Raw genomic sequence first — 22,555 nt, 5'->3', positions numbered from 1 at the left:
TGATCTACTGCCCCAGACTGTAACGCGGATGGTAAGAGATTTGAACTCTTGGTACGGGGTTACCGCACACTGGTTTTCAAGACCAGCTCCTTAGGCCGCTCGGACAACCATCCAACCCGAAAAACTATACGCTATGAGGAAGCCAAGAAGGGAATCGACATACATGAATGACACGATGCAGGCCTATATCTACACCGGCGCAGGGGGACCAGAAGTGCTTGAAGCACAGGCTCGCCCAATCCCGGAAACGGCAGATCATGAAGTACTAATTGAGATTGCCGCCTTCGGCCTGAACCGGGCAGATGTCCAGCAGCGCAAGGGTGTTTACCCGCCACCTGCCGGTGCCAGCGACATCCCAGGGCTGGAAGTTTCCGGAACCATCGCCAAGGTCGGCAAGCAGGTCACCGAATGGAACGTTGGAGACCGCGTGGCAGCTTTGCTTGCCGGAGGCGGCTACGCCCAGTACGTCAATGTCGAATCCTCCCACGTGCTGGCCGTCCCTGCCCAGATGGATCTAGTCGAAGCCGCGGGGCTCCCCGAGGTGGCCGCAACCGTGGTCTCGAATATCTTCCTTGAGGGAGCGCTCAAGGATGGAGAAACGATTCTGGTCCATGGCGGTTCCGGTGGAATCGGATCTATGGCAATCCAGCTGGCGAAGGCCGCCGGCGCGACAGTGATTGTCACTGCTTCGTCAGACGAGAAGATTGCGTACTGCAAATCGCTGGGCGCTGATGCGGGGATCAACTATCGCGAAGAAGATGTGCTGGAACGGGTTCGTGAATTGACCGCGGCCAAAGGTGTTGACCTGATTCTCGATGTGGTTGGTGCGAAATATCTGGCGATGAACGTGAAGGCGCTCGCCGTGGGCGGCCGCATGGTCGTCATTGGCTTGCAGGGCGGCGCCAAGGCGGAACTGGATTTGCGCATTCTGATGTCTAAGCGTGCCAGGGTTATCGGCACCACGTTGCGTGCTCGTCCGGCGAACGAAAAGACCATAATCGTCAAGGAAACTTCAGACCGTATTGCACCGTTGCTGGCAGAAGGGAAACTCAGTCTGAACGTCACCAGAACTTATTCTTTCGAAGCTCTCGTCTCGGCGCATGAACATTTTGATTCCGGGACGCATCTGGGAAAAATCGTCGTGCGGGCTTGATTTATCCATACCTCCGTCGCGTAAAGTGACCCGTGGTATTACCACGTGACTCGTTCCACAGGAACTAGTCATCCACGTCACTTGAAAGATTCCGAGGAGGCTACTCCCAGTGAGTACCCAAGAAGCCCTGCCGCCGGCGGGCGTGGACCCAGAGATTGTCGAACGCGAAGATAAGCGGTGGACTCCGTTGCGCATCGCCGTCTGGGTTGTCATTGCATTGATCGGCGGCGTGGCCTGGTCCATGCTCGCATTCTCCCGCGGTGAAACCATCAACGCGATCTGGTTCGTTTTCGCCGCGGTGGCGACGTACCTGATCGCTTACCGGTTCTATGCGAAGTTCATTGAGCGCAAGATCGCCAAGCCGGATGATTTCCGGGCCACTCCCGGCGAGTATATGAATAACGGCCGAGACTTTGTGCCAACCGATCGACGGGTGCTTTTTGGGCACCACTTCGCGGCAATCGCTGGAGCCGGGCCGCTAGTTGGGCCGATCCTCGCAGCGCAAATGGGCTACCTACCGGGAACCATTTGGATCATCCTCGGTGTAGTTCTGGCCGGTGCGGTGCAGGACTACCTGGTCTTGTTCTTCTCGATGCGCCGTGGTGGGCGTTCGCTGGGCCAGATGGCCCGTGAAGAGTTGGGTCTGATTGGTGGCACCGCGGCGTTGATTGCGACTCTTGCCATCATGATCATCATTGTTGCCATCTTGGCGCTGGTGGTTGTCAACGCGCTGGGGGAATCTGCATGGGGCATCTATTCGGTGGGGCTGACGATCCCGATCGCATTGTTTATGGGGATTTATCTGCGCTTTATCCGCCCGGGCAAGGTACTGGAAATTTCGGTCATCGGCTTCGCGCTATTGATGTTCGCGATCATCTCGGGCCGTTGGATTGCTGAATCGGCGTGGGGTGCTGAGTTCTTCCACATGGAACGCACCACCATTGCATGGGCGATCATTGTTTACGGTGTCATCGCTGCGGTACTTCCGGTCTGGCTGCTGCTTGCGCCGCGCGACTACCTGTCGACCTTCATGAAGATCGGTGTGATCGGTCTGCTGGCCGTGGCCATTGTCGTAGTCCGACCTGAGATCAGTACCCCGGCCATCTCCGAGTACGCCTCACGTTCAGACGGCCCGGTCGTCTCCGGCTCGCTGTTCCCGTTCTTGTTTGTCACCATCGCTTGTGGTGCGCTCTCCGGCTTCCATGCGCTCATCGCCTCGGGAACCACCCCGAAGCTGGTCGAGAAGGAACGCCAGACCCGCTTCCTGGGCTACGGCGGCATGCTCATGGAGTCCATGGTGGCCATCATGGCATTGGTTGCGGCGATCTCCATTGATCGCGGCATTTACTTCGCGATGAACTCCTCCGCCGCCGCGACCGGTGGCACCGTGGAGACCGCGGTGGCGTTTGTGAACTCCTTGGGACTGGCCGGCGTGGACCTAGTTCCAAGCCAGCTGACCGAATTGGCGGCCAACGTGGGCGAACCGTCGGTGGTTTCGCGAACCGGTGGCGCTCCAACGCTAGCGGTCGGCATTGCGGTGATCATGAATCAGTGGTTCGGTGGCGTCGCCATGATGGGCTTCTGGTACCACTTCGCGATCATGTTCGAAGCGCTGTTCATTCTGACCGCGGTAGATGCCGGGACACGCGTGGCTCGCTTCATGCTGCAGGACGCTATCGGTAACTTCGTTCCAAAGTTCAAGGACACTTCGTGGCGCCCCGGAGCCTGGATATGTACGCTACTCATGGTGGCCGGATGGGGCTACATTCTCATTCTCGGAGTCACCGACCCGCTTGGCGGCATCAATACGTTCTTCCCGCTGTTCGGTATCTCCAACCAGTTGCTTGCCGCTATAGCTTTGGCGGTGGTCATGACGATTGTGGCCAAGCGAGGCAACTTCAAGCACCTGTGGGTCATTGTGCTCCCGCTGGCGTTCGCCGTCGTGGTCACCTTCGTCGCCTCGTGGCAGAAGATTTTCTCCACGAACACCAAGGTTGGCTACTTCGCAAACCACAACGCGTTCAAGGAAGCCTTGGCCAACGGTGAGACTTCCTTCGGATCGGCAAACGGCGTTGAAGCCATGGAAGCCGTCGTGCGCAATACCGGTGTGCAGGGCTGGCTTTCGGTAATCTTCTTGGTGCTATCGGTCATCGTGATCGCCGCGGCGGTAGTCGAAACGGTCAAGGCGAAGTCCCTTGGCGGCGGAAAAGACACCGAGGACCCATACACGAAATCGAAAATCTTCGCTGCGCAAGGCCTGATCTCTTCGCCCGCAGAAAAGGCACTTGAAGCTCAGTGGAAGAATGTTCCAGATAGCCAAAGAGTGAGCCGTGGTGGACACTAAAATGGAAAAACTTCGCGAAAAGCTCGGCCAAGCTAGGCGTTTCATGGAAGGCATACTCGGTGCAGATAAGTACCGGCACTACCTGGAGCACTTGGCTAACACCCATCCCGAAGCCGAACCGATGACGGAACGCGATTTTTGGCGCGAATACACCAACTGGCAAGAACGCAACCCGCAAGGCCGCTGCTGCTAATTGGAGGGTAGCGCGAAGGAGTCTTGGAACTCGATTTCGAGTTCCAAGACTCCTTTTCACGTCAAGCGAAGCCACGAAGCTGGGGAGTTTTGAGCAGCGACCGGTAGTCTGGTACTAGTCATTTCGTAGCGACCTAGCAAAAAAGAGTGTGATGGGGTTTTTCTCGCGTCTGCGCGAACAACGCGCAACAAACCGTGACCTTGGGCAAGGCGTATGGCGTCGCGCCCATGACAGGTTCGTGCGCTCTTTGGACCGCGTTTTCCAGGTCTTAGAAGGAATCGAAGACAACGACCTGTACAACGAGGTAGTTACGCAAGCCAATGAGCTGGCAGATCTGCTCCCGCGGGTGCGTCAGCTGTGCATCGATGCCCAGCGGGTGACGCCAAGCGATGACGAGCACATTCCGCAATCCACCTCCAAGGTGCACCGAGCGCTGACCAAGTCAGCCAACGACTTAGCCGCTACGGCTCAGGCAATTGCGATGATGCGCATGCAGGCCAAAGGTGGAGCAGAAAACAATATGCAACCGGTCGAACACCGTGCACAGATCGTCAAAGACGACATTTCGCACGCAGCCAAAATGCTGGCTGACGTGAGCTGAACCGTTGAAACATGGTGCCTTTCACCTCAAGTTCCGCTCCGATGCACTAAATTAGTTGCATGATCCAAACTATTCCACAATCTAATTTCCACGATGGCAACTGCATCGACCAGATCGGTTACGGCGTCTGGAAGATATCCGATGCCGACGCTGAGATCGCAGTTGGCAAGGCGCTGAAAGCCGGATACCGCCATATCGATACAGCCCGTATCTACGGCAACGAAGAAGGCGTGGGGCGCGCAATCGCCACCAGCGGCATTCCGCGTGGCGAAATCTTCGTGACCACCAAAGTCTGGAATTCCGACCAGGGCTACGACAAGACATTGGCGGCGTCCGAAGCCTCCCTCGAACGTTTGGGAACGAGCCACGTCGATCTTTACCTGATTCACTGGTTGCAGCCTCAGCGCGGCACCTATGTGGACACGTGGAAAGCCTTGATTCAGCTACAGAAAGACGGAAAGGCCACGTCTATCGGCGTCTGCAACTTCACCATTGAGGCCATGGACGAGCTCTATGAGCACACCGGTGTGCGTCCGGTGATCAACCAAGTTGAAACTCACCCGTACTTCCCACAGGCCGAGTTGCGCGCTTACGAAGCTAAGCATGGCATCGCCCACGAATCATGGTCTCCGCTTGGCCACGGCGGCGAGCTCTTGACCGACCCGGTCCTTTTAGGGATCGCCCAAAAGCATGAGGCCAGTGCGGCGCAGGTAGTCATCGCCTGGCATTTGGCTTTGGGCAACGTGGTGATTCCAAAGTCAGTCACCGATTCGCGAATCATCGAGAACCTCGAGGCAGTCGAGTTGAAGCTTGATGACGAGGACCTTGCTGCGATCAACGGGTTGGACCGTGGTCCCGAGGGGCGCATCGCGGCAGATCCGGCTACCTCAGACTTCGAATAAATCCGAATCTGCAGAGCATTGAATTTTGGACCCTGGTTTCGGTAGGAACCAGGGTCCTTGACTGCTTGAAACCCAGAGCGGTTGTCGAGATCCGCACTAGGCTGAGATCGGTGCATAATATCCCTCTTGCGACGGAACGCCGTCAGGCTTTCGGTGCAAGGCTGATCCTCACTGCGTTGAGTGCCGAAGCTTTAACTTCCAGCGGGTGCGGTTCCCCGGTATACATGATCGGCCCAGGATGGCCTGCGGTGCCCGGGCAAGCCGGTAATGCGCGGGGTACCGTCGCCCTTGACTGAAGTCCCAATCGTGTTCGTTCGCTCGGCGCTATTTTGGGGCATCTGACGAACTGCGGTCAGGACTCCTTGTAGCCGATAGCTGAAGCTCTGCGCATCGAACCGTGCGCAGGCTTATCTCGTATTTGGTGAACCCTGCTCATGTTCACATCGGATGTCCGCGTCTAGCTCCTTCCTGAAAGATGGCGGGGCTGCGAATTAGGAACCCATGAGTGTGCCCGTATCACGGAGCTTGTTGACCGCTGTCTGGCTTAGATTCGTACTGTCAGCAATCAGGCTTACCGCAACCCCGTTGCCAAGTGCTTCAAGGATCGAGTTTTCGAACTCTGCGATGCTCTGCTGTGCGTCTGCCAATTCGGATTCGTCTAGTTCGGCGTTTCCTTGGGACGCACGCCGCATACGTGCCTGCGCCGCCAGCATTGACCGCGTAGCGGCTTGAATCCGCGTCCAGTCATATCCCGCTGCCGGGGGCGGCGCATCGTTGCCGAAAACGAACATCCAGTCGTCCATTGAATATTCCCAACCGGGGAAAACCTGAGTTCCCCGCTCTTTGGAATGGATCCTACCTTCGTGAATAAACGGTGTCAATGCGTGACCTGTCAGCCGAGGTGAGAAGAGGCGAAGTTGAATCTAAAGAGGCCGGCCTTGGCTCTTTGGCGAACCTTTACTTGTGTAGGCAGATTCGTTGCCAGCGATTCTTCGAAGTCTTTTTTAGGGTAAAAGATGCATGATTGATTATCATTGTAGTAATCAGAATGAATAAAATTAAGGATGACTTCTTGCCTATGAAAAAACCGGGATATGACACCCTGATCTATTTTTGGTTGAGCATCGCGCTGAGTTTTTTAGGATTCTTCCTGCTGTTCTTCGGGGCTCAGCTGGCATTTCGAGACGGGGATCCTAATCCCTTGGCGCTTTCACCATTCGAGCTCGCCTCGACCGGCTGCTTCGCATTGGCCTTCATATTTGGGCTCGTCGTCATTCATAAAATCATCGCCATGTTGATGTTTTTGGTGCATAAGAAGCAGTGATGAGCGAGGCTCGGTGTCCCAAGACAGCGAAAAACCCCGGAAGCACACGGTAGTACCGGTGTCCGGGGTTTTTCTTCACACGAGCCCCCTGGCGGATTTGAACCGCCGACCTGCTCTTTACGAGGGAGCTGCTCTACCCCTGAGCTAAGGAGGCCGATACCTGAAAACAGGCACCTCGCTACTTTATCTGAGTACTCGAGAGATCGTCAAAACGAGCTGTTTCTGTGAAGCCTTAGATCAGCACACGGTGCCATCTTCGGGCGCCTTGCCATCGATCAAGTAAGCATCAACCGCCTCGGTGATGCAGTCATTCGAACGACCATATGCGGTGTGGCCATGCCCTTCAAAAGTCAGCAACGTTGCGCTGGACAATTGCGAGGCCAGCGACTGCGACCATTCGTAAGGCGTCGCGGGATCTCCGGTTGTCCCGACCACCAGGATCTCGCCGGAGCCCTTCGCCTGCAGCTCCGCAGGTGCCCCAGTCGCGTCATGCTCCCACTCGTTGCAGGTGATTGCGCCGTAGGAGAGATATTTCCCTAGGGTGGGGGCTACGCGCATTAACTCTTCGGCTTCGGTCTGCATCGTGGCTGGGTCTGCATCCATTGGCCGGTCCAGGCAATTGATAGCCACGAACGCGTCGGACGAATTCGATGTGTAGGTGCCATCTTGGCTTCGGTCGCTGGCGAGGTCTGCAAAGAGCAAGACCTGATCTACATCGCCTTCCATTGCTTCACGCATGGCAGTGGTCAGTATCGGCCAGCTCGAATTGTCATAAAGCGGAACGATGAATCCGTTGATGAAATCGATAATCGGTACGGTTCGGCCGTCGCTGGACACGAGCGGTTCATTTTCGATTTGAGCAAAGAACAGTTGCAGTTGCACTTTGGCTTCTTCAAGAGTCCCGTCAAATGGGCATGCTTCACTGTTCAAACAGCTTTCGAGCCAGGCATCGATCTCTCGCTCAAATCCCACGGCCTGCGCCCTGTTCACCTCAGCGGATGAAACTGAGGGATCCATGGCGCCATCTAGGACGAACCCGCCAACCCGCTGCGGAAAGAGCTCCGCGTAGGTGGCGCCGAGGAACGTGCCGTAAGAGAAACCAAGATAATCGAGTTTTTCGTCTCCAAGGGCTGCCCGGATGATGTCCAGATCCTTGGCCGCCGAAACGGTGTCCACATGACCGAGCAAATCCCCGGTGTTCTGCGCGCACTCCTTGGAGTATTCCTTAGATTGCTTGATGATTTCTTCTCGGTCTTCTGGAACCCAGGCGCGTAGGTTCTGTTGCCGGCTCAGGTCGGTTTGCTCATCTGTCTGACATTTCACCGGGGAGCTCTTGCCTACGCCACGTGGGTCGAAACCGATCGTATTGAACTCACGCTGCAGATCATTGCTGAAAATATGGGGCACAGTTTCGGTGACCATGCCGAGGCCTGACCCGCCCGGACCGCCGGGATTTACCAGAAGGTTTCGTTTCGTACCTTCCGAAGCACGTCGATTCAGCGCAAGATCAATGCCCTCTTGCTCGGGGTTTTCATAGTCCAGGGGCACCTGGATAGTCGCGCACTCCACTGTGCTGCCGCATGGTTCCCACATCACGTCTTGATCGTAGTATTCGGCCAGTTCGCCCTGGGCTTCAGGAGCCGCAGTAGGCGGGGATTTGGTGGCCGAAGGGGCAGCGTCCGTATCGCTCGGCCCGGAGCCAGCGCAGGAAACCAAGGCGAGGGACAACGCCGCGCCCAGTGACGCGAACCGGAGCAGGGAAATACGTGCAGTCACTTTTGCGTCTCCTGTTGAAGTTGGGGTATCGGTCGTGGCAGCTGCTGATCTAGCGACGGCCTGGCTTTGGAAGTAGCCGGGCCATGAGCGCCTCAAGGGCGATCAGTTGATTAACGTTGGCGGCCAGGCGCTGACGCGTTTCGTTGATTGCATCAAGCTGGGCGAGTGTCTTCTCGCTGGGTTGCGCCGCTGCGTAGGCTTCTAGCTTCGAGCGGAGATGTTCGTTGATGAGTTCTATGCCCGAATGCAGTTGCAAACTAAGCACATCGCGGAAAAAGGTCGTCAGATCTATCAGAGTGCGGTCCAAGGAATCAAAAGTAGCGCGCCTGGCGAAACGCTTGGCATTTTCCTCTAGGGCCTTGAACTGTCCGCGCAGTCCCGGAGGAATATTTTCCTCTTCGCCCAAGCCATTTGCGTGGCGAAGCTCGGCAATCTGTGCGCTGAGCTGCGAACCGGTCATGGCTTCGGCATGCTCGCTGGCCAGCGCAGAGATGTCTGCCGCGGCAGACATCGCCTGGGGGAGGGTAGAGAGCCGCAGCGGCAGCGTGACGACCTTTTCACGACGCTCGCGAGCCTTTTCATCTCGGGCTAACATACGGGCAACGCCAATATGGGACTGCGATACTCGCGCGGCAAACTCTGCCATCTCCGGTTCCAAACCGTCGCGACGCACCAAAAGCTCGGCGACCTCCGCGGCCGCAGGCACCGACAAGTTGACCGCGCGGCAGCGCGAGCGGATGGTTACCAGCACATCGGCCGGTGAGGGCGCACAGAGGATCCAGATCATCTGTGCAGGCGGTTCTTCGATGGCCTTCAACAGCACATTGGTAGTGCGTTCGGTCATACGGTCTGCATCTTCGATGATGATGATGCGCCATTTGCCGTTACCGGCACGTTCTTGGGCGCGCGTGATCAGATGCCGGACATCTTCGATCTGATAGGCGACCTTGCTAGTGGAAACGAAAGAAACATCTGGATGGTTGCCCGCCATTACTTTCTTACATGCATCGCACTGTCCGCAGCCCGCTGGAGTTTGTGTACATTGCAAGGCCGCGGCGAACGCCCGGGCCGCGGTGGTCCGTCCGGAACCAGGCGGACCGGTCACCAGCCAAGCATGTGTGGGGTTGCCTTGATCAACCTCGGAAATCAGCGAGTCGACCACACGCTGCTGACCGGCGAGCTCGGCAAATACCAGCCGGCTCACAACAGACCTGCAAGGTGTGTCGTGATTTCCTGTTGGAGCTGCTCAACGCTGCCTGTCGCATCGACAACCAGATAACGCCGTGGATCCTTGGCGGCAAGTTCGAGGAAAGCGCCGCGGATGCGTTCGTGGAAATCATCTGGTTCGGCTTCCAGCCGGTCCGAATCCTCCACCCCGCCGCTGGCAGCGATTCGCCGAGCGCGACCATCCGCGGCAGAGATATCGAGGATGATCGTGGCATCCGGTTTCAAACCGGTGGTCGCAAAGTCATTGATGGCCGAGACAGCCGAAAACCCTAGGGATCGGCCCATGCCTTGATAGGCCAGCGAAGAGTCGACAAATCGGTCGCAAATCACGTGGGTACCCTCCGCGAGCTTTGGAGCGATGAGCTGCTGCACGTGGGCTGCGCGGGCCGCCGCATAGATAAGAGCCTCGGTGCGTGAATCGATGTCGCCGTGACCGTGTTCGAGCACCAAGGAGCGTAGTTTCTCGCCGATTTGGGTGCCGCCGGGTTCCCTAGTGGTCGCTACGCGGGCACCACGATTTTCCAACCACTGACGGGTCATGGCCACCTGCGTGGACTTGCCGGCGCCGTCGCCGCCTTCAAAGACGATAAACAGGCCGCGCTGGGATGCAGTCGAATCGATACTCACACCTCTACCCTAACTAACCGGGGTCGGGAAAAAGGACAGATTCCAGGGCTTCTGGCCAAGAGTGACGAACAAGCCGGGTAACACGGGCGGACATGCACGTAAACGCTTGTGCATTGCGCCGCTATGCGGGCGTAATCTGGTGCTCATGAGCCAACTGCCAGAATCAGCTACCGAAGCACAAACTTGGGACCCGAACACGCTTATCGTGGCCGGGGGACGTCCTGCGCACACCAATGACGGCCCGGTGAATCATCCGATCACGTTCACCTCGACCTACCACTCGCACGGGCTTGCCGGCACCGGGGATCGCGTGTACGCGCGATTCTCCAACCCAAGCTGGGACCCGTTCGAAGAAGTCTTGGGTCAATTAGAGCAGGCACAACATCCGGCATTGGTGTTTTCTTCCGGGATGGCGGCGATCTCCGCGGCGCTGACCCTGGTGCCCGAGGGCGGCGTGCTGGTCTTGCCAAAGCATTCCTATAACGGTTCGTTGGGGTTGAGCGCTGAACTGCAGGCAGCCGGACGCTTCAGTGTACGAGCTGTGGATGTGGCAAATACCGATCAGGTGCTGCGCGCGATGGACGGTGCCGACGTGCTGTGGCTGGAGTCTCCAACAAACCCGATGCTTGAGGTTGCGGATCTTCCCGCGCTGTTGGCGGCGGCCAAGTCCTCGGGTGTGCTCAGCATCGTTGACAACACCTTTGCCACCCCGCTATTGCAACAGCCTTTGACCTTGGGGGCTGATCTGGTGGTCCACTCGGTGACCAAATATCTGTCGGGCCACTCGGATCTGATCCTCGGCGCGGTGGTCACCAACGACGGGCAATTGCATAGCAAGCTGCACGGGCACCGCACCTTGCATGGAGCCATCGCCTCGCCAATGGACGTATTCCTGGCCCTGCGCGGGGTGCGTACCCTGTCGGTCAGGCTCGAACGCTCGCAGGCGAACAGCCAAATCCTGGCCGAGCGGCTGGCCGCGCATGCGAAGGTGAGCGCAGTACGCTACCCCGGTCTGCCAACGGATGTCGGACATCAGCGGGCCACCGAGCAAATGAGCGGCTACGGTTCGGTGATTTCATTTACCGCAGGTTCAACCGCCAAAGACGCGGACCGGATGATCGAAGAGCTCCGCCTGATCACCGGCGCCACCTCGCTGGGCGGAGTGGAAACTCTGGCCGAGCGCCGGGCGCGCCACGCGAATGAACCCGCCACCGTGCCGGAAAACTTGATCCGGCTTTCGGTGGGTATCGAAGCCGTGGAGGATTTGTGGCGGGATCTTTCCGGAGCCCTTGAACGAATCTGAAGACTCACGACCCCCAGGCCGATGGACGCGCCGGAGAGAAAGGTAGAGTGTAGATATGGACTTGGCACGAATAATCGAGATGTACTTGATGTATGCGCTCAGCATTGTTGTCGGCGTCGTCGCCGTCTGGGCATTGATCGATTGCCTGCGCCATCAGGCGTCGCGGTTTACCCAAGAAGGTAAGCGCACCAAGGGCTGGTGGATGGCATTGACCGGCGGCGCCACCATCATTTCGGTGTTGATGGTGCTTTCCGGCCCAGCCAGCAGCGGCGGCTTCCTGCAGCTGATCGCGGCCTGTGTAGCCTGCGTTTACCTGGCGGATGTCAAGCCCGCGGTCAGCGGCCAGAGCGGCAACTGGTACAACTAAGGGCAACAAGCTTTTCAACGCCTCGGACTTCGTCAAGCGAAGACCGGGGCGTTGTTTTTTGCTGACATGTCTTAACTTTCGGCTACGCGGTGCATCGCATTGGATAGGATGGAATGTATGACCCATACTTTGATCTTGCTTCGCCATGGGCAGAGCGAATGGAACGAAAAGAATCTGTTCACCGGTTGGTACGACGTGAACCTGACCGAAAAGGGACGGGCCGAAGCCGCTCGTGGCGGCGAGCTGCTGGCTGAAGCCGGCTACAAGCCAGAGGTGCTTCACACCTCGCTATTGACCCGCGCGATCACCACAGCCAACCTCGCACTGGAAACGGCTGGTCGTTCGTGGATCCCGGTCAACCGCAGCTGGCGCTTGAACGAACGCCACTATGGTGCGCTGCAGGGCAAGGACAAGGCACAGACGCTGGCCGAGTTCGGCGAAGAGCAGTTCATGCTGTGGCGCCGCAGCTACGATACCCCGCCCCCGGTCCTGGACGATGCTTCGGAATTCAGCCAGGCAACTGACGAGCGTTACGCGGACCTGGGCGACCAGGCGCCACGCACCGAGTGCCTCAAAGATGTGCTCGAGCGCATGCTTCCGTATTGGGAGAATGAGATCAAGACGGACCTGTCCGCAGGCAAGACCGTCATGGTCACCGCGCACGGCAACTCGCTGCGTGCGCTGGTCAAGCACCTGGACGGCATCAGCGACGAGGCCATTGCCTCGCTGAACATCCCGACCGGCATTCCGTTGGTGTACGAACTGGACGAGAACTTCCAGCCAATCACCGCCGGTGGCACCTACCTGGATCTGGAAGCTGCCGCAGACGCGATCAAGGCAGTCGCGAATCAGGGGCGTAAGTAGCACGTTCTGAGTTTGTACGGGGCGCACCAGCGCCGGCACTTTTGGGTGTCGGAAGCGGTGCGCCTCGTCGTTTCTTAAGCGCAAAGTTCAAATGAATGTCAGGCTGTGAGCGAAACAACGACACAGGATTGTGTTTCTGGCATTAGTATGCTGTAATCTCCTATTTCGAATAGGCTCAATGGCTCACGTTAGGAATGCAATTCGTGGCAACTGATTACGATGAAGTCCGCCCGGACGTTGCCGAGGCGCGCAAGGCTTCTCTAGACGCGGTTAAGTCCGCAAACGCACCAGACGCGAAGAGCGTCGTGCGCGAGCTCGACGAGGCCGATCACACCGACGGTATGGACCTTCCAGGCGCAGACCTGTCCAATGAGGAACTGACCGTTACGGTCGTCCCGCAGAAGGAAGACGAGTTCATCTGCGGCTCGTGCTTCCTGATCCGCCACCGCTCACAGCTAGTTCGTGAAGAGGGCATTGTAGGTTTCTGCGTCGAGTGCGAAGGCTAAAGCCGGAAATACTCTAGCCTCCGGCATGTCCGGGGGACGCACACATGAAGGGTGGGACACCGATACGGTGTCCCACCCTTACTGCGTTAACTTCTGACTCTCGGGTCGCTTAGCACCAACCACTAGATATTTTGGTGACCTTGGGGGTTGCGCTATCCCACTCGATAGTGCCGCGGAAGGTTGTCTCCAGATCTTTCGTTTCGTATTCGTAGTACTCGGTGTCGTTCTTCTTGTACTTGAACTTGGTGCTTTGAGCGATGAAACTGTTCTGGCTCAGGCTTTCCAGGCCGCCGGTCTGCTCCGTCAACTTCATCGATGCGAGATCTTTCTGGCGTAGCTCGTAGGGACAGCCATCCGCCATATTCGTAGGAGGCGTGACACACGCCGTAGCGAAGTCCTGCACGGCCTTCAACGCGAGTTCTCGTGGCCGAAGACAGCTCCCGGGTAATCTCCACATGTGCGTTGCCGTCAACGCTGGAGGTGAGGCGAAGCGGTTCGGTCGATGCGGCGATGAAATCCGTGGACTTTCCCTTGACCTCATAAATTCCAGGGAAGGCAAAGAACTCGCCACTGAAATTTTCCTGCTCTGCGAATGCTTAATAGGAAGTAATCGGCCATGTAGCTCGTAGTGACTATATATTTCTGTGAACCGCCAGGCAGAGCTGTTGCCCTGGATCGTGACTAGCGGTAGGCAATAGACTTGGGCGCCCGCAAAAATGGCCTTGGGCCGGTGAGGAAATCACCGGCCCAAGGCCATCGAAGTACGTCGGCGCTAGTGCGCTAACTTGCGGAGCTTAGAACTCTGCTGGATCCCATTCGCCGGTTACCAAGTAGGTCACTTTGCGGGCAACGGAGACGCCGTGGTCACCGAAGCGCTCGAGATAGCGGCTGGTGAGCGAAACATCCACGGTGGTCGGCGCCGTCTCGTCCCACGCGTCGTCGGCGATCACGGTGAACACACTGGAATGCAACCCATCCAGCTTGTGGTTCAATTCGATAATTGCCCGGGCAATGGCCAAGTCACGAGTTTCGAGCAGTTGACCGACTTCCTTGGCGATCTGAATGTCGATCTCTGCCATCTGTGAGAATGTGTCGGAAATCTGCGCGGGGATCGCCGGGTTCGGGAAACGCAGGCGGGTTAGCTGGGCTAAGTGGCGCGCCAGGTCTCCCATGCGCTCTAGCGAAGCGCTCATGCGCAGCGAGCCTACGATCATGCGCAGATCCGAAGCCACCGGCCCCTGGAGTGCCAAGGTGTCGATGGCGCGCTCGTCGAGCTGGTTCTGCAGGAAGTCGATCTTCGCATCGGCTGCGATAACTTCCTGAGCCATATCGACATCGGCGTTTGCCAGCGATTCCCATGCACGGTCCATCGCGATGGCAACCAGCTTGGACATCTCGATCAGCTCTTCACCGATTTGCTGCAGATCTGCCTGAAATACCTTGCGCATTGAAGGTCCTTTCGAGTTACGGAATCCCACACCCTGATTTTGGGCATGACGGAGGGTCTGCCTCCACCTTGTCAGCGGGTTATTAACGAATATCCCACGGAAAGTGAACGTTTGGTGAATAGGATAGCGAAAAGTCCTATTTCGCGTCATTTGAGACCAGCCCCCAGCGCGTTGGAAGCTAGTCTGATTATGTGAACGAAGTAATTTCGACCTTGCTCGCCGGCCTGCTCGGTTTGACCTTGGGACTTGTCGGGCTTGCCGCCTACCGTTTCTCGCAGCGGCGTGCCTCCGGCCTTCCCGATGTTGACGAACCGGTGCTGCCCGAAGGCGCCGCCTCGGTGCTTTCGGTCATTGGCCGCGCGTTCGTGATCCTGGACGACGTGGACGGAGTGGTTCGCGCCAACCCCGCCTCCTATGCCTACGGGCTGGTACGCGGGCATACACTGGTCCACGAGGAGCTGGCGACGCTGGTGCGTCAGGTACGCGCCGACGGTGTGATCGCCGAGAGCCAGTACGAGCTGCAGCGGGCCACCCTGGGCGCCGGACAGCTGATCGTGCACGTACGTGTTGCGCCGTTGGGTGATGAGTACATCCTGCTGCTCGCCGATGACCGCACCGAGATCACCCGCACCGAGGCCATGCGCAATGACTTCGTGGCCAACGTGTCGCACGAGTTGAAAACCCCGGTGGGCGCGATGTCGCTACTGGCCGAGGCGATCAGCGACGGCGCCGATGACCCGGTGGCGGTGCGCCGTTTCTCCACTCGGATGCAGAAGGAATCCCGGCGCCTGGCCGCACTGGTCCAGGACATCATCGAACTCTCCCGGCTGCAGTCCAGCGACTCAATCCTGCACGGGGCCGATGTGGCCATCGAATCGGTGATCAGCGAGGCGGTTGACCGCAACAAGCTGCTCGCCGAGGAAAAGGGAATCAGCATTACCGTGGGCGGTCAGCTTGATGCCGCGATCTACGGCGATGCGGATCTGCTGATGACTGCCCTGCGCAACCTGATCGACAACGCGATCCGCTACTCACCGCCAAACACCACCGTGGGTGTGGGGCTGCGCCAGCGTGACGGCTACGCGCAGATCTCCGTCACCGATCAGGGTCCGGGCATCTCCGCCGAAGAGCAGGAGCGCGTCTTCGAACGCTTCTACCGGGTGGATGGGGCACGCTCACGGCAGACCGGCGGAACCGGCCTGGGACTGAGCATCGTCAAGCATGTGCTGGCCAACCACGGCGGCGAAGTATCGCTCTGGTCGCAGCCCGGGCAGGGATCCACGTTCACACTCAGACTTCCCATAGTGGATGAAGAAGGGGCCGAGCCATCGGAATTGGCCACCGATACGACGAAGGATAAAGCGAACGCCACGCGTGTGGCGGATCGTGAAGGAGGACGCCGATGACCCGCATATTGATCGTTGAGGACGAAGAGTCGCTCTCGGACCCGCTTTCTTACCTGTTGGAACGTGAAGGTTTTGAGGTGCGCATCGCCGACGACGGTATTGTGGCTGTCACCGAATTTGAGCGCCACGGCGCCGATCTGGTGCTGCTAGATTTGATGCTTCCTGGACAACCCGGTACCGAGGTGATCCGTCAGATCCGCGCCACCAGCCAGGTCCCTGTCATCATGCTCACCGCCAAGGACTCCGAAATCGATAAGGTGGTGGGCCTCGAGCTCGGCGCCGATGACTACGTCACCAAGCCGTACTCCTCGCGTGAACTGCTGGCCCGCATTCGAGCGGTGCTGCGCCGACAGGGCGAAGTCGAGGAGCTGATCACCAACGTGGTCACCGCCGGGCCTGTGCGCATGGATGTCGAACGCCATGTGGTTTCGGTCAGCAATACCGAGGTCGCGATGCCGTTGAAGGAATTCGAGCTGCTCGAAATGCTGTTGCGCAACGCAGGTCGCGTGCTGACCCGCGGACAGCTGATCGACCGGGTCTGGGGCAGCGATTATGTCGGGGACACCAAAACTCTCGACGTGCATGTCAAGCGCCTGCGGTCGAAGATCGAGGAAGATCCTGCAGTCCCAGAGCATCTGGTGACGGTACGCGGGCTCGGATACAAATTCGTCGCTTAGCTCGTCGCTGAACTAGCGCAGAAATGCAAAAGGCTTCGGCCTTCGAGAATCTTCCATCGAGGAGGAATTCTCGAAGGCCGAAGCCTTTGTCGTTTAGAAAGCGCTTAGTGGCCCGAAGTGGATTCGTGCTCTACCGGCTTCAGGTGTTCGGTGGTGGCCGAGTCGTATCCGCCCGGAACGAAGTCGCGGTATTCGGCGAGGGTGCCGTCGACTACCGGAACGCTGAACTCGACGGTTTCGCCGTCCGCGGTGAAGATGGTGACGGCGTGCTCGCCCTGGTTGACGCCAAGCGAGGAGATGACGGTTTCGTTAGCGTCGTCTTCCAACTTGATGACCTCGTTGGCCGGAACCTCGATCGTCACGGCAGATGCCGAGCCGGCCTTGATGCTCACGCTTACTGCGCTGTCTCCGTCATTGACCACTGAGCCGATCAGGCGGGCCTCGGAAGCGTCGGTGTTTGCGACGAACATCAGGTTGCGAACCTCGGCGTCGGCAACATCAACGTGGATGCCATCGGATGCGTTGTACTGGGTGGTAGTCGCCTGCTGGTTGATGGCGCCACAGCTGGTGACACCGAATGCCAGGGCAGCCACGGCTAGGGACGCAGCGATGCGGCGTCCAGCGGTCATGCGTGCGGTGATCACGACACTAACTCCTCGGTGAGAATAATGAGTTGCGGGTTTCGCGGCCATTTATCGGTGTTCCGCACCCAAGGCGCGGGGCAGCACGAAGACCACGACTGCTACTAAGCCTAACCGTAATTCGCGCCAGAACGTGATTTAGCGACGGGCAACACATCGATTTCGACAAGTTGTAGATAAGTTGAGGCGGCTTGTGGGAGAGGGGTGAGCCGCGCAACCTATTAACTTCATACCACGTTTCTCCCGCAAGTGGAAGAGGGAATTCCGCGTCTTTTCGGGGTTATTGGGGTCATGGTGAAGATTTCCCAGAGCGTGCCCGTGGTAGACTGGGAGGTGGGAAAGGGGTTTATTCACATGGTTTTTGAGGTTGGCGAGACTGTTGTCTACCCGCACCACGGCGCGGCAATGATCGAAGAGATCAAAATGCGCAAGATCAAGGGCGAAGAGAAAATGTATCTCAAGCTCAAGGTGGCTCAGGGCGACCTGACCATCGAGGTTCCAGCAGAGAACGTTGATCTCGTTGGCGTGCGTGACGTGGTAGGTCAGGAAGGCTTGGACCATGTGTTCGATGTCCTTCGTGCTGAATTTACTGAAGAGCCGACCAACTGGTCGCGTCGTTACAAGGCAAACCTAGAAAAGCTTGCCTCCGGTGATGTCATCAAGGTGGCAGAGGTCGTTCGTGACCTTTGGCGCCGTGAGAATGACCGTGGCCTGTCCGCAGGCGAAAAGCGTATGCTCTCCAAAGCCCGTCAGGTATTGATCAGCGAATTGGCTCTTGCCAAGGACCTGGACGAGACCAAGGCAGAAGGCCTGCTGGACGAAGTTTTGGCCTCCGCCTAAATTTCGTCGAGTTATCGAAGCCTGATGCCGAACGACAAGTAACCGTGGGACGCTGGAAAGCGACCCACGGTTTAGTCATTTAACTGCAGTTCTAATGCGGGATAAGCTGGGATTCGTGAGTGAGCAACGAGAAGAATCGGTAGCGGTCATCCTGGTAGCGGCCGGCTTGGGGACTCGCCTAGGTGCGGGCCTGCCCAAGGCGTTAGTTGAGGTCCACGGCAAATCGCTGGCCGAGCATGCACTGGACCGCATTCTCGAAGTGGGTGGAGTCAACGACGTAATCGTGGTGGTACCGCCGAAGGACTCCCGGCTTACCGAACGCCTTGCCGACTACCCGTCGCTGGTGCGTACAGTCCCCGGCGGGAACAGCCGCGCGGCCTCCGTGCGCAATGGTCTGGCCGCGGTCTCCGCGCAGATCACGCGAATCCTGGTTCATGACGCGGCACGCGCCTTCGCCCCGGTATCCCAATACGAGCTGATACTCTCCGAGCTGCGCAAGCCCGCAGTCCAGGCAGCCATCCCGGCCCTGGCGGTGACCGACACGATCAGCGTGGTCGGCACGGACGTGGGCTTGGGTTCGCCGACTATCGTAGAAACGCCGGATCGCAGCACCTTGCGGGCGGTGCAAACCCCGCAGGGATTCGACGCCCAGACCCTCATCGATGCTCATGCGCAACTCGACCACTACAGCCCCGAAGAATTAGCACGCGTCACCGATGACGCTTCGATCGTTCGCGTCCACGGGGTTGAAGTGCACGTCGTGGCTGGCGACGCGCGTTCGCTGAAGGTCACCCACCCTGAGGATTTGGATACCGTGGGGCGATTGTTCACCACCGCCGCAACGAAGAACCTGGAGAAAAACTTGGCCATCCCACGCATCGGCAATGGCATCGACGTGCACGCGGTCAGCACCGACCCATCACGGCAAATGTGGCTGGCAGGCCTTTTCTTCCCCGACGATATCGGTCTGTCGGGACACTCGGACGGGGACGCGGTAGCCCACGCTGCCTGCGACGCATTGTTCTCCGCCAGCGGGATTGGCGATCTGGGAACCCACTTTGGGGTGGATCGACCCGAATTTGCCGGGGCAAGCGGTGTGAGCCTGCTTGCAGAAGCTGCGCGTCTGGTCCGAGGCGCGGGGTTCGAGATCGGCAACGTTGCGGTGCAGTTCGTGGCCCGCCGTCCACGCTTCGCGGCGCGCCGCGAAGAAGCCAATCAACTGCTCTCTGAAGTCCTTGGTGCCCCAGTCAGCGTCACCGCAACCACCAGCGATGGATTGGGCTACGAGGGGGAGGGCATCGGGGTCACCGCATACGCCACCGCGCTGGTCTATCCGGCCACTCGGGCAGGGCAGTAAACAACGCGTCAGTGCGTTCCTTGTCGCATCCCCGCACAACCACCGGTTTCTTCGGATAACCTTAAAGATGTGAGCCTGCGATTTTATGACACCAAGACTGCGTCCGTACGAGACTTTAAGCCGTTAACCGACGGCGAAGTCAAGCTGTACTACTGTGGCGCAACTGTGCAGGGCATGCCGCACGTGGGCCACGTGCGCAGCGCTATTGCCTACGACATCTTGGTGCGCTGGCTGGAATACCGGGACTTTACCGTCACCACCGTGCGCAATGTGACCGATATCGACGACAAGATCTTGGAAAAGTCGTCGAACTCCTTCGCCGAGGAATTTGCCGCGGATCAGCACTACCCGCCACGGGAGTCTTGGTATGCGCTGGCCTACCGCTTCGAACAAGAGTTTGCCAACGCCTATGCAGCGCTCGGAGTACGCAGACCGACCTATGAGCCACGCGCTACCGGCCACATCACCGAAATGCATGAGCTGATCGAAACCTTGATCTCCCGCGGTCATGCCTACCCGGCCACCGATGACTCCGGAGACGTGTATTTCGACGTACGCTCCTTCGAGGCCTACGGTTCACTGACCCGACAGAAAATCGACGATATGCAGGCTGCCGCCGACGCCGATCCGCGTGGCAAGCGAGATCCGCGGGACTTCGCCCTGTGGAAGGGACACAAGGAAAGCGATCCCTACACCGCGTCGTGGACGAGCCCCTGGGGCCGCGGGCGACCGGGCTGGCATTTAGAATGCTCGGCTATGGCCGCCAAGTACCTCGGCACGCACTTCGACATCCACGGTGGTGGGCTAGATTTGCGCTTCCCGCACCATGAAAACGAATTGGCGCAGTCAACCGCCGCCGGTCAGGGCTTTGCCAATTACTGGATGCACAACGGCATGGTCACCTATGCCGGGGAAAAAATGAGCAAGTCCATTGGCAACACCATCTCCCCGGAAGAAATGCTGCAGCTGGCCGAACCTCGCGTGGTGCGCTACTTCCTAGGTCAGGCGCAGTACCGTTCGCAGCTGGATTACCGTCCCGATTCGCTCACCGAAGCCGCCGCCGCCGTAGAACGCATCGACACTTTCATTTCCAACGCCACGTACCGAGCCGCCAATACCGGGCTCAGCGTGGAAGCTACTTCGGTACCCGAAGCTTTCGGCTTCGCCATGGATGATGACCTGAACGTGCCGATGGCCTTGGCTGTGCTTCATGAGACGGTCCGCCGCGGCAACGCCGCACTGGATGCGAACGAAGAACAGACTGTAGCCGAGGCGCTCGACCAGGTACTTGCCATGACGCAGGTTCTTGGACTGGACGATGCACGTAGCGTCGGCACCGGGCAGGGAAGTGCCGAAACCGAAGCGCTGGACACGCTAATTCAGGCACAACTGGCCGAACGTACCCAGGCGCGAGCCGCTAAGGATTGGGCTCGATCAGACGCCATTCGCGACGCGCTAGCCTCCGCGGGCATCACCGTTGTTGATTCCGCGGACGGTGCCCGCTGGACCCTGACGAAGTAACCGCACCCGCGGCCATACGAAGAATTCAAAACAAAGGACACATCAAATGAGTAATCCTCAAGAACGCGCGGGAGCGGTTCGCAAGGGCAAGAAGGGCCCAACCAAGGGAAGTGGCGGCAAGGGCCGCCGTTCCCTGGAGGGCAAAGGCCCGACCCCGAAAGCCGAGGATCGTCCTTACCACAAGGCCTACCGCACCAAGGAGCTGGCCGACCGCGCAGCTACCAAGCGCAGCGCGGCTAAGCGTAATGACCGGATTAAGGTCAATGCCGAGATGGTGACCGGCCGTAATTCGGTCGTTGAAGCGTTGCGCGCCGGCATTCCGGCGAAGGCACTGCACGTAGCCATCCGCATCGAAGTTGATGACCGAGTGCGCGAGTCGCTGAAACTCGCCGCCGCTCAGGGTATTCCGCTGATGGAAGTGAGCAAGCCGGAGCTAGAACGCATCACCGACGGCGCGATTCACCAGGGCATGGCCCTGCAGATCCCACCGTACGAATACAAAGACGCCGTGCAGTTGGTGCAGAAGTCGGTCAAAGACTACGACCGCGGTTACTCACGTACCCAGCCGCTGTTCATTGCGCTGGATGGCATTACCGATCCGCGCAACCTAGGCGCGATTATCCGTTCGGCTTCGGCCTTCGGCGCAAACGGTGTGATCATCCCCGAGCGGCGCAGTGTGGGCATGACCGCTTCGGCGTGGAAAACCAGTGCCGGAGCAGCGGTACGTGTGCCAGTGGCCAAGTGCAGCAACCTGACCAACGCGCTGAAGGAAATCAAGGCCGCAGGCATCTTCGTCATCGGGTTGGACGCCGGCGGAGATATGGATCTGCCGAATCTGGAACTGGCTACCGGCCCACTGTGCATCGTGGTCGGTTCGGAAGGTAAGGGACTGTCGCGTCTGGTCCGCGAGAACTGCGATGCGATTGTCTCGATCCCGATCGACTCGGCCATGGAGTCGTTGAACGCATCCATGGCAGTTGGCATCTCGCTTTACGAGGTTTCGCGTCTGCGTAACGCCGAAAGCAAGTAAGTTCTTTCTTTTCTGTTGGGCCTGTTTCCTGTGATTCCGCGGGAAAGCAGGCCCAACTGCTTTAAGCGTGAGCTGCTTCATAAGAATGTTTTTGACGGTTTTTTCTCGGAGACCAGCTCAACGAGCCACGAATTCCCGTAATGACAGGGAAGTTTGGATGAATAACGGGCCATGCGCCCGATTTTGCGTTCACCTCAAAGACGTGTAGAGTTATTTCTCGCGCCGCTTGAACGGAAAGCCCGAAAGGGAACGAAATTCAAGAGACGTAAACAAGTGGAAAACATGGAGTTGACAACAGTCAACAAGATGGTAACCTTGTAAAGTTGCTCCGGAGCGAAGCAGCCGCCGATTGCGGTGGTTGTGGTGTCGAGAGTGTTTGTTGTTTGAGAACTCAATAGTGTGCCAAGTTTATTGATACCGAATTATTTTTAATTTGGTGGATATATAA

At 58.3% G+C, this 22,555-nt stretch carries 23 protein-coding genes and 2 tRNA genes; 16 read left to right on the top strand and 9 right to left on the bottom strand.

Annotation, left to right across the window (positions count from 1 at the left end; all coding sequences use genetic code 11):
• Positions 1-25: 25 nt before the first annotated feature.
• Positions 26-113 (bottom strand) — tRNA-Ser (locus CQ017_RS08655).
• Between the two features lie 62 nt (positions 114-175).
• On the opposite strand from CQ017_RS08655, the gene CQ017_RS08650 reads away from it, so the two are divergent.
• The 5 genes from CQ017_RS08650 (at position 176) to CQ017_RS08630 (ending at position 5,193) form a co-directional block, all read left to right on the top strand.
• Positions 176-1,153: an NAD(P)H-quinone oxidoreductase gene (locus CQ017_RS08650; protein ID WP_105553662.1), complete on the top strand. Its 978-nt coding sequence runs from the start codon at positions 176-178 to the stop codon at positions 1,151-1,153.
• A 109-nt stretch (positions 1,154-1,262) separates the two neighbouring features.
• The gene (locus CQ017_RS08645; protein WP_308729558.1) at positions 1,263-3,497 is read left to right on the top strand and encodes a carbon starvation CstA family protein; all 2,235 of its coding nucleotides are present in this window, start codon (positions 1,263-1,265) and stop codon (positions 3,495-3,497) included.
• Between the two features lies 1 nt (position 3,498).
• The gene (locus tag CQ017_RS08640; RefSeq protein WP_105553382.1) at positions 3,499-3,690 is read left to right on the top strand and encodes a YbdD/YjiX family protein; all 192 of its coding nucleotides are present in this window, start codon (positions 3,499-3,501) and stop codon (positions 3,688-3,690) included.
• A 151-nt stretch (positions 3,691-3,841) separates the two neighbouring features.
• Positions 3,842-4,291, top strand: a complete 450-nt coding sequence (locus CQ017_RS08635; RefSeq protein WP_105553381.1) for a hypothetical protein — start codon at positions 3,842-3,844, stop codon at positions 4,289-4,291.
• A gap of 59 nt (positions 4,292-4,350) precedes the next feature.
• Positions 4,351-5,193, top strand: coding sequence for an aldo/keto reductase (locus tag CQ017_RS08630; RefSeq protein ID WP_105553380.1), 843 nt, complete (start codon positions 4,351-4,353; stop codon positions 5,191-5,193).
• Positions 5,194-5,684: 491 nt separating this feature from the next.
• Here CQ017_RS08630 and CQ017_RS08625 read toward each other — a convergent pair whose 3' ends face one another.
• Positions 5,685-5,996 (bottom strand): hypothetical protein, encoded by a 312-nt coding sequence (locus CQ017_RS08625; protein ID WP_105553379.1) that lies wholly within the window; start codon positions 5,994-5,996, stop codon positions 5,685-5,687.
• A gap of 245 nt (positions 5,997-6,241) precedes the next feature.
• Here CQ017_RS08625 and CQ017_RS08620 point away from each other — a divergent pair, with 245 nt between their 5' ends.
• Positions 6,242-6,517, top strand: a complete 276-nt coding sequence (locus CQ017_RS08620; protein WP_146112458.1) for a hypothetical protein — start codon at positions 6,242-6,244, stop codon at positions 6,515-6,517.
• A gap of 82 nt (positions 6,518-6,599) precedes the next feature.
• Here the strand turns inward: CQ017_RS08620 and CQ017_RS08615 are convergent.
• The 4 genes from CQ017_RS08615 to tmk form a co-directional block, all read right to left on the bottom strand.
• A tRNA-Thr gene (locus CQ017_RS08615) sits at positions 6,600-6,671 on the bottom strand.
• A gap of 83 nt (positions 6,672-6,754) precedes the next feature.
• Positions 6,755-8,293 (bottom strand): alpha/beta hydrolase, encoded by a 1,539-nt coding sequence (locus tag CQ017_RS08610; RefSeq protein ID WP_258133557.1) that lies wholly within the window; start codon positions 8,291-8,293, stop codon positions 6,755-6,757.
• Between the two features lie 49 nt (positions 8,294-8,342).
• The gene (locus CQ017_RS08605; protein ID WP_105553377.1) at positions 8,343-9,497 is read right to left on the bottom strand and encodes a DNA polymerase III subunit delta'; all 1,155 of its coding nucleotides are present in this window, start codon (positions 9,495-9,497) and stop codon (positions 8,343-8,345) included.
• A complete protein-coding gene (tmk, locus tag CQ017_RS08600) occupies positions 9,494-10,147 on the bottom strand; it encodes a dTMP kinase (protein ID WP_105553376.1) in 654 nt (217 codons plus the stop codon). Before tmk ends, CQ017_RS08605 begins: the two co-directional genes overlap by 4 nt.
• A 145-nt stretch (positions 10,148-10,292) precedes the next feature.
• Between tmk and CQ017_RS08595 the strand changes: the two genes are divergently transcribed.
• The 4 genes from CQ017_RS08595 to CQ017_RS08580 all read left to right on the top strand — a co-directional run bounded on the left by CQ017_RS08595 (position 10,293) and on the right by CQ017_RS08580 (position 13,187).
• Entirely contained in the window at positions 10,293-11,450 is a 1,158-nt protein-coding gene (locus tag CQ017_RS08595) for a PLP-dependent aspartate aminotransferase family protein (protein ID WP_105553375.1), read from the top strand.
• Between the two features lie 55 nt (positions 11,451-11,505).
• Complete coding sequence (locus CQ017_RS08590) at positions 11,506-11,817, top strand: DUF2516 family protein (protein ID WP_096283063.1); 312 nt, start codon at positions 11,506-11,508, stop codon at positions 11,815-11,817.
• 117 nt (positions 11,818-11,934) lie between these two features.
• Entirely contained in the window at positions 11,935-12,681 is a 747-nt protein-coding gene (locus CQ017_RS08585) for a phosphoglyceromutase (protein WP_096283064.1), read from the top strand.
• 203 nt (positions 12,682-12,884) lie between these two features.
• Positions 12,885-13,187, top strand: a complete 303-nt coding sequence (locus tag CQ017_RS08580; protein WP_096283070.1) for a DUF4193 domain-containing protein — start codon at positions 12,885-12,887, stop codon at positions 13,185-13,187.
• 109 nt (positions 13,188-13,296) lie between these two features.
• On the opposite strand, the gene CQ017_RS08575 is transcribed toward CQ017_RS08580, so the two are convergent.
• Both CQ017_RS08575 and phoU read right to left on the bottom strand, forming a co-directional pair.
• Positions 13,297-13,500, bottom strand: a complete 204-nt coding sequence (locus tag CQ017_RS08575) for a hypothetical protein (protein ID WP_146112457.1) — start codon at positions 13,498-13,500, stop codon at positions 13,297-13,299.
• A gap of 481 nt (positions 13,501-13,981) precedes the next feature.
• Positions 13,982-14,635, bottom strand: a complete 654-nt coding sequence (gene phoU / locus CQ017_RS08570; protein WP_105553373.1) for a phosphate signaling complex protein PhoU — start codon at positions 14,633-14,635, stop codon at positions 13,982-13,984.
• Positions 14,636-14,826: 191 nt separating this feature from the next.
• Here phoU and CQ017_RS08565 point away from each other — a divergent pair, with 191 nt between their 5' ends.
• Together CQ017_RS08565 and CQ017_RS08560 are read left to right on the top strand one after the other, a co-directional pair.
• Positions 14,827-16,041, top strand: a complete 1,215-nt coding sequence (locus CQ017_RS08565) for a cell wall metabolism sensor histidine kinase WalK (protein WP_105553372.1) — start codon at positions 14,827-14,829, stop codon at positions 16,039-16,041.
• Entirely contained in the window at positions 16,038-16,718 is a 681-nt protein-coding gene (locus CQ017_RS08560; protein ID WP_096283068.1) for a response regulator transcription factor, read from the top strand. Before CQ017_RS08565 ends, CQ017_RS08560 begins: the two co-directional genes overlap by 4 nt.
• A gap of 104 nt (positions 16,719-16,822) precedes the next feature.
• Here CQ017_RS08560 and CQ017_RS08555 read toward each other — a convergent pair whose 3' ends face one another.
• A complete protein-coding gene (locus CQ017_RS08555) occupies positions 16,823-17,362 on the bottom strand; it encodes a hypothetical protein (protein ID WP_105553371.1) in 540 nt (179 codons plus the stop codon).
• Between the two features lie 351 nt (positions 17,363-17,713).
• Here CQ017_RS08555 and CQ017_RS08550 point away from each other — a divergent pair, with 351 nt between their 5' ends.
• The 4 genes from CQ017_RS08550 to rlmB all read left to right on the top strand — a co-directional run bounded on the left by CQ017_RS08550 (position 17,714) and on the right by rlmB (position 22,107).
• The gene (locus CQ017_RS08550; RefSeq protein ID WP_096288501.1) at positions 17,714-18,199 is read left to right on the top strand and encodes a CarD family transcriptional regulator; all 486 of its coding nucleotides are present in this window, start codon (positions 17,714-17,716) and stop codon (positions 18,197-18,199) included.
• A gap of 115 nt (positions 18,200-18,314) precedes the next feature.
• Positions 18,315-19,556, top strand: coding sequence for a 2-C-methyl-D-erythritol 4-phosphate cytidylyltransferase (ispD, locus tag CQ017_RS08545; protein ID WP_258133556.1), 1,242 nt, complete (start codon positions 18,315-18,317; stop codon positions 19,554-19,556).
• A 69-nt stretch (positions 19,557-19,625) separates the two neighbouring features.
• Positions 19,626-21,077: a cysteine--tRNA ligase gene (gene cysS, locus CQ017_RS08540; protein ID WP_105553369.1), complete on the top strand. Its 1,452-nt coding sequence runs from the start codon at positions 19,626-19,628 to the stop codon at positions 21,075-21,077.
• A 46-nt stretch (positions 21,078-21,123) separates the two neighbouring features.
• Positions 21,124-22,107, top strand: a complete 984-nt coding sequence (gene rlmB / locus CQ017_RS08535) for a 23S rRNA (guanosine(2251)-2'-O)-methyltransferase RlmB (RefSeq protein ID WP_096288490.1) — start codon at positions 21,124-21,126, stop codon at positions 22,105-22,107.
• Positions 22,108-22,555: the final 448 nt, after the last annotated feature.

This window comes from Arthrobacter sp. MYb224 (genome assembly GCF_002975455.1).
Lineage (GTDB): Bacteria > Actinomycetota > Actinomycetes > Actinomycetales > Micrococcaceae > Glutamicibacter.
Note: the sequence above shows the minus strand (reverse complement) of the source record. Positions and strands in the feature narration are given on the sequence as shown.

Coding starts and splice junctions, on each gene's coding strand:
- CQ017_RS08560 (WP_096283068.1), top strand. CDS start 16,038: ATGACCCGCATATTGATCGTTGAGGACGAAGAGTCGCTCTCGGACCCG.
- CQ017_RS08550 (WP_096288501.1), top strand. CDS start 17,714: ATGGTTTTTGAGGTTGGCGAGACTGTTGTCTACCCGCACCACGGCGCG.
- CQ017_RS08625 (WP_105553379.1), bottom strand. CDS start 5,996: ATGGACGACTGGATGTTCGTTTTCGGCAACGATGCGCCGCCCCCGGCA.
- CQ017_RS08595 (WP_105553375.1), top strand. CDS start 10,293: ATGAGCCAACTGCCAGAATCAGCTACCGAAGCACAAACTTGGGACCCG.
- CQ017_RS08585 (WP_096283064.1), top strand. CDS start 11,935: ATGACCCATACTTTGATCTTGCTTCGCCATGGGCAGAGCGAATGGAAC.
- CQ017_RS08575 (WP_146112457.1), bottom strand. CDS start 13,500: ATGAAGTTGACGGAGCAGACCGGCGGCCTGGAAAGCCTGAGCCAGAAC.
- rlmB (WP_096288490.1), top strand. CDS start 21,124: ATGAGTAATCCTCAAGAACGCGCGGGAGCGGTTCGCAAGGGCAAGAAG.
- phoU (WP_105553373.1), bottom strand. CDS start 14,635: ATGCGCAAGGTATTTCAGGCAGATCTGCAGCAAATCGGTGAAGAGCTG.
- CQ017_RS08620 (WP_146112458.1), top strand. CDS start 6,242: ATGAATAAAATTAAGGATGACTTCTTGCCTATGAAAAAACCGGGATAT.
- CQ017_RS08650 (WP_105553662.1), top strand. CDS start 176: ATGCAGGCCTATATCTACACCGGCGCAGGGGGACCAGAAGTGCTTGAA.
- CQ017_RS08590 (WP_096283063.1), top strand. CDS start 11,506: ATGGACTTGGCACGAATAATCGAGATGTACTTGATGTATGCGCTCAGC.
- CQ017_RS08640 (WP_105553382.1), top strand. CDS start 3,499: ATGGAAAAACTTCGCGAAAAGCTCGGCCAAGCTAGGCGTTTCATGGAA.
- CQ017_RS08630 (WP_105553380.1), top strand. CDS start 4,351: ATGATCCAAACTATTCCACAATCTAATTTCCACGATGGCAACTGCATC.
- CQ017_RS08635 (WP_105553381.1), top strand. CDS start 3,842: ATGGGGTTTTTCTCGCGTCTGCGCGAACAACGCGCAACAAACCGTGAC.